The sequence below is a fragment of the Streptomyces sp. NPDC057486 genome, from assembly GCF_042802415.1.
Taxonomy (GTDB): domain Bacteria; phylum Actinomycetota; class Actinomycetes; order Streptomycetales; family Streptomycetaceae; genus Streptomyces; species Streptomyces yanii.
The window spans coordinates 15116-25436 of the sequence record NZ_JBHVEE010000144.1; the positions used below are offsets into that span (position 1 = coordinate 15116).

Sequence of the window (10321 nt, forward strand, 5' to 3'; positions counted from 1 at the left end):
TAATAGGACAGTAGGCCTCTCTGGCACTCGATTAGCCCTTCCGGGCGACTTGCGGCCCCCCCCGCCCCCGGGCGGCCCCCCCCCCCCCCCGCGCCCCCCGACTCCGGATGCACCTCGGGGCCGTCCGGCAGGGCGGTGATCAGTCCGATCCGCAGACGTCCGGGCTCCCGCCGTGCGACGGCGGCGAAGGAGTCCGCGGGCGTGGGGGCGGCGTAGGCGTCCCCCGGGAGTGGTCCCGTTGCGATGTCGAGGAGCAGGGCGCTGTCCCGCACTGTGGTGGTGACGGCGTGATGCGCGGAGACCAGCCCCGACAGCGTGGTGGGCCGCGGTGCGGGGGAAACCCGGCCGCGGCTGGGCTTGAGACCGAACAGACCGCAGGCCGCCGACGGGATGCGGATGGACCCTCCGCCGTCGCTGGCGTGCGCGACCGGGACCATCCCCGAGGCCACCGCGGCGGCCGACCCGCCGCTGGAGCCGCCCGGCGAATGGGCGGTGCTCCACGGATTGCGGGTCGGGCCGAACAGCGCCGGCTCGGTACTGGCGTTGAGCCCCAGTTCAGGGGTGTTCGTGGTGCCGAGCACGACCATCCCGGCGCGCCGGTAGCGGGCCACGAGCTCGCTGTCGCGGGCAGCGAGGCCCTCGGCGAAGAGGCGGCTGCCGCCGGTCGAGGGCAGGCCGGCGACGTCCGTACCGAGATCCTTGATCAGGACCGGTACGCCGCGCAGCGGCCCGTCGGGCAACCCCGCGTCGACCTCCTCCAGGGCCCGGTCGAACCGGGTGTGGATCACCGCGTTGTACTGGGGGTTGAGCCGCTCGATGCGGGCGATCGCGTCCTCCACCACGGCGCGGGCGTCCACCTCACCGCTCCTGACCGCCGCTGCAGTCCCCACGGCGTCCCAACTGCCGGTCATCGGCCCCTCCTCAGCTGTGTTGTCCGAGCTCTCGCGCTCGCTGGTCAGGACGCCCGTCCGCGGGCGGCGCGCCTCAGGACACGTAACCGGCGGGCCGGCCCCAGTCCTGACGCCGGGTGGTGCTGCGGTCGACCAGGACGCAGCGGGTGCCGGTGAAGTTGGTCGGCATGCACTTGTTGCAGTGGATGCACAGGGACGGGGTGGTGGCGTCGGCCTGGATCCGGTTCACCAGGTGGGGCTCCCGCAGCAGTGCCCGGGCCATCGCCACGAACTCGAAGCCCTCCCGCATCGCGAGGTCCATGACCGGCTTGCCGGTGATTCCGCCGAGCAGGATCATCGGCAGTTTCACCGCGGCCCGGATTTGGCGGGCGTCCTCCAGCAGATAGGCGTCGGTGTATGGGTAGCTGCGCAGCTTCTGCTTGCCGACCAGCTTGACGCCGAGCTTGATCGGCTGCGGCATGACGTCGGCGAACTCCTTGAGCGGTGCGTCGCCCTTGAAGAGGTACATCGGGTTGAGCAGCGAGCTGCCGGCGGTCATCTCCAGGGCGTCGACGGTGCCGTCCTGTTCGAGCCACTGGGCCACCGGGATCGCCTCGTCGAGCCAGAATCCGCCGGGCACGCCGTCGTCCATGTTCATCTTGGCGATGATCGCGATGCGGTCGCCGACCGCGTCGCGGACCGCCCGCATGATCTCCCGGGCGAACCGGGCGCGGTTCTCCAGGTTCCCGCCGTAGGTGTCCGTGCGCTTGTTGATCCGGGGGCTGAGGAACGAGCTGGCGAGGTAGTTGTGGCCGAGGTGCACCTCGACGGCGTCGAAACCGGCCTGGATGGCGCGGCGGGCGGCCTCGGCGTGGGCGTCGGTGATGCGTGCGATGTCGTCGAGCGTCGTCTCCTTGGCCCAGCTCAGCGTCGTGGCGTGGAAGTGCTTCGTCGGTGCCAGGGCCGGCAGGCCGTTCCCCTTGGGGCTGGCGACGGGGCCGCCGTGTCCGATCTGGGCCGAGACCGCGGCGCCCTCGGCGTGCACCGCGTCGGTGAGCTTGCGCAGGCCGGGCATCGCCTCGTCGGTCCAGTGGATCTGGTGCCGGTCGGTGCGTCCTTCCCGGGCGACCGCGCAGTAGGCCACGGTCGTCATGCCGACGCCGCCGCGGGCGTAGGCGACGTGGAAGTCCACCAGGTCCCGCGTGACCAGGGACTTGTGGCTGAGACCTTCGTACGTCGCGGCCTTGATGATCCGGTTGCGCAGCTGGACCGGCCCCAGGGTTGCGGGGGCGAGTACCTCGGGGGCCTCGGGGGTCTCGGTGTTCGTCACTTGGTGTTCCTCCTTGACTCGACGTGGTGGCAGGCGACCCGGTGCCCGGCCCCGATCTCCCGCAGCCGGGGCACCTCGTCCGCGCACAGGCCGGTGGCGAGCGGACACCGGGTGCGGAACCGGCAGCCCGATGGCGGGTCGAGCGGCGAGGGCAGCTCGGCCGCCGCATTCACCTCGACCGCGTCGTCGGTGTGGGCGCTGCGCTGGGCCTCGGGAAGGGACGCGAGCAGAAGGCGCGTGTAGGGGTGGACGGCTTCCAGGTGCATTCCGTCCGACGGCAGTACCTCGCACGTCCTGCCGAGGTACATCACCATCACCCGGTCGCTGATGTTCTTCACGACGGACACGTCGTGGGCGATGAACACCATGCTCAGACCGTGGCTCCGGGTGGTCGTTTCCAGCAGGTTGAGGATCTGGGCCTGCACGGACACGTCGAGGCTGGAGACGGGTTCGTCGCAGATCAGGACCTCCGGGTCCAGCATCAGCGCGCGGGCGATGCACACCCGCTGGCACTGTCCGCCGGAGAGCTCGTGGGGGCGGCGGTCCCGCACGGTCTCCGGGTCCAGTCCGACGGCCCGCAGCGCCTCGTCGACCCTGGCGTCCTTGTCGGAGCCGTCGTGTCCCCAGATGGCGGGGCCCTCCCACACCAGGTCCTTCACCTTCCGGCGCGGGTTCAGCGCGGAAACCGGGTCCTGCATGATGATCTGCATCCGGGCCCGTGCCTTGCGCAGTTCCTCCGGCCGGAGCCCGCCGAGCCGGACGTCACCGAGGCTGACGGTGCCCGAATCGGGGGGCGGGAGCTGGATCAGGGCGCGTCCGACGGTGGATTTGCCGCAGCCGGACTCGCCGAGGATCCCCAGCGTCTCCCCAGCCGCCAGTTCGAGGCTGACCCCGGAGACGGCATGCACCTTCTGGCCGCCGCCGACGGGGAACTCCACGACCAGGTTCTCGGCGGTGAGCGCGCGCCGTCGCGGCGTCTGAGCGACGGCACCGTTCGCGGTCATACCGTGGCCTCCTCGGCAGTGGCAACACCCAGCGGGTAGTGGCAGGCGACGCCGCCGACGCCGTCGGCGCTTTTGTGCGGAACGAGTTCGGGGGCCTCGTCCGCGCACCGGTCGGTGGCGAAGCCGCACCGGGCGGCGAAGCGGCAGCCGGCCGGCGGACACAACAGGTTCGGGGGCCGGCCCTCGATGGTCGGCAGCAGCGTGTGCGGAGGGGTGTCCAGCTGCGGGATCGAGGCGATCAGTGCCTGGCTGTACGGGTGCCGGGGGCTGTCGAACACCGACGCGGTGTCGGAGTGCTCGACGATGCGGCCGGCGTACATCACCGCGACCCGGTCCGCCCGTCCGGCGACGGTGCCGAGGTCGTGGCTGATCAGGATCGTCGCCATGCTCAGCTGCTTGCCGAGCGCCTGCAGCAGGTCGAGGATCTGCTTCTGGACCGTGACGTCGAGCGCCGTGGTCGGCTCGTCGGCGATGAGCAGGCGCGGAGCGCAGGCCAGCGCCATCGCGATGACGACCCGCTGCCGCATGCCGCCTGAGAGTTCGTGCGGGTACTGCCCGGCCCGCCGGGACGGTTCGGGGATGCCGACCTGCCGGAGCAGGTCGACGGCCCGGTCCCGGGCCTCGGCGCGGCTCAGGCCGAGGTGGAGGCGCACGCTCTCGGACAGGTGCGTGCCGACCTTCTTCACCGGGTTCAGCGATGTCATCGGGTCCTGGAAGACCATGGCCACCTCGGTGCCCCACAGACCGCGCCGCTGCTGCGGTGTGAGCGCGTGGACGTCCTTGCCGCCGATGAGCACGGATCCGGAGACCGAGGTGCCGGGCCCGTTGCTGATCAGGCCCATGACGGTGCGTCCGAGGACGGACTTGCCCGATCCGGACTCCCCGACGATGCCGAGGGTCTCCCCCGGGGACAGGGACAGTGAGACACCGTCCACGGCCCGCATCTCTCCGCGCGGGGTGTGGAAGACCGTGCGCAGGTCGCTGACGTCGAGCAGGGGTGGGGTGGTCACAGCTTCACGCTCCGGGGGTCCCACCGCCGGCGAGCCTTCTCACCGACGATGTTGAAGGCGAAAACGGTGAGGAACAGGAAGGCCCCGGGCACCAGCACGATGTGCGGATGGTCCTCGAAGACGTGCCCCTCACCCTCGGCGATCATGTTTCCCCAGGTTGGCTCGGGCGGCTGGATGCCCAGTCCGAGGAAGCTGAGGGATGCCTCGGCGACGATCAGTACCGAGATCATCACGATGGCCAGGGACATGATCGGCGGCAGTACGTTGGGCAGCAGCTCGCGCACCATGATCCGTGAATGCTTCGCGCCCATCGCGCGGGCCGCGATCACGAACTCCCTGTTGGTGTAGGCCACCGTGGTGGCGCGGCTGAGCCGCACCATGCCCGGAACGGTGAGCAGGGCCAGGGAGAGCGCGACGTTGCGCAGGCTCGGCTCCAGCACGGTCGCCAGCGCGATGAGCAGGATGAGCGGGGGCACGGCGAGCAGCGAGTTCGTCGCGATGCCGACCACCCGGTCCACCGTCTTCTGGAAGTAGCCGGCCACCAGCCCGATCACGGCGCCGACGATGGTTCCGACGAGGACCGCGGACAGGGAGATGAGCAGCGAGGACCGGGCGCCGTAGAGGGACCGGGCAAGCAGGTCGAGCCCGAAGCCGTTGGTGCCGAGCGGGTGGGGTCCGGTGAACGCCGGGGTCGCGAAGGTCGGTTCGGTGACGGTGGCCGCCACGTCCCGGTCCTCGGCGAGCGGCAGCCAGGGGCTGAGGAGGATCGCCAGGCCGAGCAGCACGAGCCAGCTCGCGGCGGACCAGAACACCGCGTCGAATCCGGGCCCGGCCCAGGCCTTGCCCAGGCGTGAGACACCGTTCAGCAGGAGGCCGATGCCTGTCAGCGCCAGCGCCGCCTTCACGGGTGCGATCAGTGTGGTGGTCGTGGCGCCGAACACCGTCAGGCCGAGGCCGATGACGACGAGCGCCACCGCGGTCGGCAGGGGCAGCGGGAAGGCGGTCCGCGTGCGCGGAGCGATGTCAGACATGGACACGTCGCGTCCTCGGGTCGAGATAGCCGTAGGAGAAGTCGATACCGGCGTTGATCACCACGTAGATGGCGGCGATGACGAGTACGGCACCCTGCACCATCGGGTAGTCCCCCTGGTTCGCGGCGTTGACCACGAGGGACCCCATGCCGGGCAGGGAGAAGAGGTACTCCACGATCACGGTGCTGCCGATCAGCCGGCCCAGGCTCAGGCCGAGCAGGGTCACGAGGGAGAACGACGAGGGACGCAGGGCATCGGAGACCAGGATGCGCAGCGGTGCCATCCCCTTGGCCCGGGCCGCGAGGATGTACTCCTCGCGCAGTGTGACGATCAGGTCCCCGCGCAGGACCCGGGTGAACATCGCGAGCTCCGCCAGGGCGACGGTCAGTGCCGGGAGGAAGGCGTGGTGCAGATTGCCCAGCAGGTCCCCGTCGCCCAGCCGCACCCATTCGGACCGCGGGAACCAGCCGAGCGAGGTGACCATCACCAGGACCAGCAGGAGTCCGGCCAGGAAGCTGGGCACCGACAGCACGCCGAACGTACCGGCGCTGATGATCCGGTCGGCCCGGCCGCCTTCGCGGTAGGCCGACCACATGGCCAGCGGTACGGCGACGACGAGCGCGATCAGCAGCCCCAGCACCGCGATCTCGACGCTCACGGGCAGCGCGGAGAGCACCCGGGAGGCCACCTCGCTCTGCGGCGGTACGACCGACCGGCCCAGGTCTCCGTGGAGGACACCGCCCAGCCAGTCGAAGTAGCGGGTGAGGAGCGGCTGGTCGAGGCCGAGCTCATGGCGCAGATCGGCGTAGGCCGAGGGCGGGTGCCCGGCTCCGAGAATGTCGACCGCGGGGTCACCGGGCAGCAGGGTCACCAGGGAGAAGACCCCGATGCTCACAATGAGCAGTACGCCCACCAGCTCGGCGGCCCTCAGTGCCAGCCTGTACACCGCGGCGAGACTCATGCTTCCTCCTGATCTGCGTGGTGCCTGCGGACGGGCCGATGAGAGCCGCTCCACATCGAGGTGACGCTAGGGGCGTCCCGGTGACCGGGCCGGGACGCGTCCCGGTGACCGGGACCCCGTGGCCGTCGCCCGGTCGCGGACCGTGCGCCGGGCCCGGTCCGGCCGTCGTCGGCGGGTGCATCGGTGGTGCGGGCGGGCCGGAAGGCCGTCGTGGCCTCGCGGCGGCCCGACCGCCGCCGGGGTGTGGGGATCACTTGCTGATCCAGGCCTCTCCGAACAGCGCCATGTACTCCTCGGTGGGTACGATGCCGTGCACGTTCTTGCCCCAGGCCGTGAAGCCCGCGCTGGCGCCCAGATTCGCCAGCGGCACCGTCTCGTTGACGAGGGTCTGGATGCCGTCGAGGGCCTTCTGCGTCTGCTCGTCGGTCACCGCGGCGTGCAGCTTCGTGAGCAGTTCGTCCATCTTCGGGTCGGCATAGCGTCCGGGGTTCCCGAAGCTCTTCGAGTTCAGGGCGTTCTGGAGGCGGTGGTACGGGTTGCCCTCGGAGACGCTGAGTGCGCCGCGGCTGAGGTCGAAGTCGTGGTCGACGTAGGTCTTCTTCACCCGGTCCGCGATCGAGGCCTCGAGGTCGAGCTTCACGGTGAACCCGACGCGTTCGAGCATGGCCTTGAGGGTGACCGCCTTGGCCCGGGAGACGGGGTCCGTGCCGTCCATGTAGCTGACGGTGCCGTCGAAGCCGTCCTTCTTCGCCTCCGTCACGAGCTTCTTCGCCTCGTCGAGGTCGACGCCGAGGGGCTTGACCGTCGAGTGCCACTGCGACTCGGGCGGGAACAACTCCTTGCCCGGAAGGCCCTTGCCCTTGTAGCTCCGCTGGGCGTCGAGTTGCGGGTCGAGGGCCAGGGCGATCGCCTTGCGCACCCGGACGTCGTGCCCGGGGCGGCCCGCACTGCTGTTGATGTTGATCACATTGCCCATGGCGGTCAGCGTCAACTCGCCCGGGTGGCCCTGCTTGACGGCCTTGTCGACCACGTCGGGGCCGCGCATGTAGGTCACGTCCGCGGAGCCGTCGTTGAGGGCGTCGAGCTTGGCCTCGTCCGACTGCGGCCAGTAGAACCGGAGCGCGTCGAGGTGCGGCCTGCCCTTCCAGTACTTCGTGTTGGCCTTGAGGACCATCTCCTCCTGCGGCGCGTACCGGTCGAGCGTGAAGGGACCGGCGCCGATCGGCTTGAACTCCTTGCCCGCGTAGGCGGCCGGGGCCACGATCATGCCGGCGGCCTGGGCGAGCATGGCGGGGAACTTGGCCCAGGAGGTGCGCATGGTGAAGACGACGGTGAGGTCGTCGGTCGCCTTCATCCCCGCGATGTTCGGCGCGAGCAGTACGGTGTCTGCGCCCTTGTTCGTCTGGTACCAGGTGATGCTGTCGACGACGGCTTTCGCGTTCAGCGGCGTGCCATCGGAGAAGTTGACGCCCTTGCGGAGCTTGAGCGTCCAGGTCGTGGCGTCCTTGTTGCTCTCCAGCGACTGGGCGAGCCAGGGCTCGTACTTCTTCGTCTCGGTGTTGTAGCGCACCAGCACGTCGTAGACGGCCGCCATCGCGGAGCCACCCGAAGCGCCTGTGGCGAAGGTGACCGCCGGGCTGAGACTGCGGGCCTCGGCGTAGTCGGCGAAGTTCAGCGTGCCACCGCGGACCGGCTTCCCCGCGTCGGGCTGCTTGCCGATGAGCCCGAACTGGTAACGGCCACGCTCGGCTGCCGTCTTCTTGCCGCTGCCGGTCTTGCCGCCCGCCGGGGAGGCGCACCCCGAGGTGAGCATCGCTCCGGTGACGAGGGCGACGGCGAGACTGGTGCGGACGCGTGATGCTCGCTGCATTTCTTCCTCCGGTTTTCGCGGGGCGTGGAGCCTTTTCAGGACGTATAGGGCGGAATGCGGATCGGGACCGTGCGGTGTGGGGCGGACGCTAGGGTGAGCGAGATCCGGCCGCCGTGGCGCATCCCACTGACCGGGAGCGGCCGACGGCGACGCGGTGGACGCACCGGTGTCCGAGCCGCCCTGATGCCGATTCGGGGGTGTTCGGCAGAGCCGTACGAGGAGTCGGTTCAGCAGAAACGCGACTCACGGTCACCCGCTGAGCGGGACCTGTCGGGCGCGGTGTGGCGCCCTCGCACTACAAAGGCCGCAACAGGTACGAGCGACATCGTGGGCCGGCCGACCTGAACAGGGAGTGAACCCCATGAGCGGCATCGACGAGCGACTGGCCCTGCTGGAGCGCAGGCTGCGGCAGTTGGAGAGCGGGGAGGCAGCCGATGAGGGCTCGCTGCGTGATCGAGTGGCTGTACTCGAACAGCTCCACCGGTTGCAGAGTGCCATCGACGCCCGCGACTGGGACACCATCCGGGACACCTTCACCCCCGACGGGACGGGGTACGGCAGGACAGGGGTCGACGAGATCCTGGCCATCATGCAGGACCACCTCGGCGGCTGCGGCCCGACCCAGCACCTGCTCGGCAACGAGCGGGTGACCATTGAGGGCGACCGTGCCCGGAGTCTCAGCTACGCGCGTGTCCATCACGTGGGGGCCAAGACCATGCAGGGCAAGTTCTTCGAGTGCATGGGGGAGTACGACGACCGATGGGTGCGCACCGAGAACGGTTGGCGGCTGAGCCGCCGGGAGTTCGACATGCAGATCCAGATCGGCGACTTCACAGTGCTCCGGCCGGCTGCCCTCCGCGCCGGCGCCGGGTCAGGGCACTGCCGGGTGACCCTGCCTGCCAGCACACCGTCCGCCGACGTGGCTGGCAAACGGGGAGTACAGTCACGCCGGAATCAGGGTGAATACAACCTTTAACGCATCTCGCTCACGAGGAACCGGCGGCGGCACTGTTGGGCGCACCGGAATCCGAGGTTTCCCGATGCCGACTCGGGGGTGCTGGCGGACCTGACGGCCACCCGGTAGCGGTCGCAGTACGACGCATGGCACAGGTAGGAAGCGCCCCACCGCGACTCCGTCCGACCCCGGCGGCGCACGGGGACCACCCCCCTGCACCTTTAGAATTCCGGCATGGCACGAGACGCGACAGCCACCAGGGAGCGCCTGCTCGATGCCACCACGAAGGTCTTCGCGGCGCAGGGTATGGAGCAGGTGAACCTGCGCGACATCAACCGCGCCGCGGGACAGTCCAACAACTCAGCGCTGCACTACCAAACGGACGACCGCGTCGGACACCACGTCAGGCAGGCCACGCCCAGGGCGGCAGAGACCCAGAACATCGAACACCAGCTCTGGTGATCGATCAGCACGGCGCCGAGCGGCAGGGCCACCGCCCCGCCGATGCCCAGCATCGCGCTGATCGTGGCGGCGCTCGCGGGCACTCGCGCGGGCGGGAGGACGTCGCGCAGGATGCTGAGCACGAACGGTACGACGCCGATAGCGACTCCCTGCAGCGCCCGGCCGAGGACGACGAGCTCGAGCGAGCCGTCGAGCGCGCAGGTGATGGACCCGAGGCCGAGAGCCAGCAGCGACGCGCCCAAGAGCCGGCGCTTGCCAGCGATGTCCCGAGTCGTCCACCGACCGGCATCGCCGCGGCGCCGCGAGCAGCACCCACGACGCGCCCCGCCGGGTCGGTGTCGAGGAGCCGCGGGAGGTCCGGGATCGCCGACCGGATGAACGTCTGCAGTAGGGACGCGTTTACCCTCAGGCGTGCCAGAACCGCCACGACGACCCAGTCGGCCGACTCGTCACTCGTTGTCCGATGCACCGCGGAATCCGCTGCCTCACGGTGCGCGGAGGACCCGGCTAGGGCGCGTATCGAGTCGTGATCAATCTGTGGGATTCGCCCTCGCGGCGGGGCCTGGACCGGTAGATGTTCTTGCATGACGCGAGTGCAACTGACTGACGAAGAGTGGGAGTTCATCGAGCCGTACCTGCCCATTGGCGAGTACGGCCCGTACCCCGAGCGGCTGCGGCAGCAGTTCGAGGGGGTGATCTGGCGGTTCAAGACGGGCGGGCAGTGGCGGGAGATGCCGCGGGAGTTCGGCGCCTGGTCGACCGTCTCCAACCGGTTCCGGCAGTGGCGGGACGCCGGCGTGTTCGAGGC

11 protein-coding genes and 1 pseudogene are annotated in these 10321 nt (G+C 70.1%); 3 read left to right on the forward strand and 9 right to left on the reverse strand.

From position 1 onward, the window contains the following. The 7 genes from ACFU6I_RS40125 to ACFU6I_RS40155 form a co-directional block, all read right to left on the reverse strand. The coding region (locus ACFU6I_RS40125; RefSeq protein ID WP_384376845.1) for an amidase at positions 1 to 911 on the reverse strand (911 nt) is incomplete at its 3' end. Between the two features lie 73 nt (positions 912 to 984). Next, complete coding sequence (locus tag ACFU6I_RS40130; protein WP_384376848.1) at positions 985 to 2220, reverse strand: NADH:flavin oxidoreductase; 1236 nt, start codon at positions 2218 to 2220, stop codon at positions 985 to 987. Beyond that, positions 2217 to 3224: an ABC transporter ATP-binding protein gene (locus ACFU6I_RS40135; RefSeq protein ID WP_384376851.1), complete on the reverse strand. Its 1008-nt coding sequence runs from the start codon at positions 3222 to 3224 to the stop codon at positions 2217 to 2219. Before ACFU6I_RS40135 ends, ACFU6I_RS40130 begins: the two co-directional genes overlap by 4 nt. Beyond that, entirely contained in the window at positions 3221 to 4234 is a 1014-nt protein-coding gene (locus ACFU6I_RS40140) for an ABC transporter ATP-binding protein (protein WP_384376854.1), read from the reverse strand. Before ACFU6I_RS40140 ends, ACFU6I_RS40135 begins: the two co-directional genes overlap by 4 nt. Beyond that, positions 4231 to 5265: an ABC transporter permease gene (locus ACFU6I_RS40145; protein ID WP_384376857.1), complete on the reverse strand. Its 1035-nt coding sequence runs from the start codon at positions 5263 to 5265 to the stop codon at positions 4231 to 4233. Before ACFU6I_RS40145 ends, ACFU6I_RS40140 begins: the two co-directional genes overlap by 4 nt. Beyond that, positions 5258 to 6226: an ABC transporter permease gene (locus ACFU6I_RS40150; protein ID WP_376343957.1), complete on the reverse strand. Its 969-nt coding sequence runs from the start codon at positions 6224 to 6226 to the stop codon at positions 5258 to 5260. The genes ACFU6I_RS40145 and ACFU6I_RS40150 overlap by 8 nt, the downstream gene beginning before the upstream one ends. Before the next feature lie 250 nt (positions 6227 to 6476). Then, entirely contained in the window at positions 6477 to 8096 is a 1620-nt protein-coding gene (locus tag ACFU6I_RS40155; RefSeq protein WP_384376861.1) for an ABC transporter substrate-binding protein, read from the reverse strand. Positions 8097 to 8457: 361 nt separating this feature from the next. On the opposite strand from ACFU6I_RS40155, the gene ACFU6I_RS40160 reads away from it, so the two are divergent. Continuing rightward, entirely contained in the window at positions 8458 to 9072 is a 615-nt protein-coding gene (locus tag ACFU6I_RS40160) for a nuclear transport factor 2 family protein (RefSeq protein ID WP_384376864.1), read from the forward strand. Here ACFU6I_RS40160 and ACFU6I_RS40165 read toward each other — a convergent pair. Continuing rightward, a pseudogene (locus ACFU6I_RS40165) lies at positions 9069 to 9218 on the reverse strand (SUMF1/EgtB/PvdO family nonheme iron enzyme); the annotation flags it as partial. The gene ACFU6I_RS40160 and the pseudogene ACFU6I_RS40165 overlap by 4 nt on opposite strands. A gap of 67 nt (positions 9219 to 9285) precedes the next feature. Between ACFU6I_RS40165 and ACFU6I_RS40170 the strand changes: the two are divergent. Then, a complete protein-coding gene (locus ACFU6I_RS40170) occupies positions 9286 to 9513 on the forward strand; it encodes a TetR family transcriptional regulator (protein WP_384376867.1) in 228 nt (75 codons plus the stop codon). On the opposite strand, the gene ACFU6I_RS40175 is transcribed toward ACFU6I_RS40170, so the two are convergent. Next, the gene (locus ACFU6I_RS40175) at positions 9423 to 9755 is read right to left on the reverse strand and encodes an MFS transporter (protein WP_384376870.1); all 333 of its coding nucleotides are present in this window, start codon (positions 9753 to 9755) and stop codon (positions 9423 to 9425) included. The genes ACFU6I_RS40170 and ACFU6I_RS40175 overlap by 91 nt on opposite strands. A gap of 342 nt (positions 9756 to 10097) precedes the next feature. Here ACFU6I_RS40175 and ACFU6I_RS40180 point away from each other — a divergent pair. Beyond that, positions 10098 to 10321: transposase (locus ACFU6I_RS40180; protein ID WP_384376873.1), on the forward strand; the 224-nt coding region annotated here is incomplete at its 3' end.

Coding starts and splice junctions, on each gene's coding strand:
- ACFU6I_RS40160 (WP_384376864.1), top strand. CDS start 8,458: ATGAGCGGCATCGACGAGCGACTGGCCCTGCTGGAGCGCAGGCTGCGG.
- ACFU6I_RS40155 (WP_384376861.1), bottom strand. CDS start 8,096: ATGCAGCGAGCATCACGCGTCCGCACCAGTCTCGCCGTCGCCCTCGTC.
- ACFU6I_RS40150 (WP_376343957.1), bottom strand. CDS start 6,226: ATGAGTCTCGCCGCGGTGTACAGGCTGGCACTGAGGGCCGCCGAGCTG.
- ACFU6I_RS40170 (WP_384376867.1), top strand. CDS start 9,286: ATGGCACGAGACGCGACAGCCACCAGGGAGCGCCTGCTCGATGCCACC.
- ACFU6I_RS40135 (WP_384376851.1), bottom strand. CDS start 3,224: ATGACCGCGAACGGTGCCGTCGCTCAGACGCCGCGACGGCGCGCGCTC.
- ACFU6I_RS40145 (WP_384376857.1), bottom strand. CDS start 5,265: ATGTCTGACATCGCTCCGCGCACGCGGACCGCCTTCCCGCTGCCCCTG.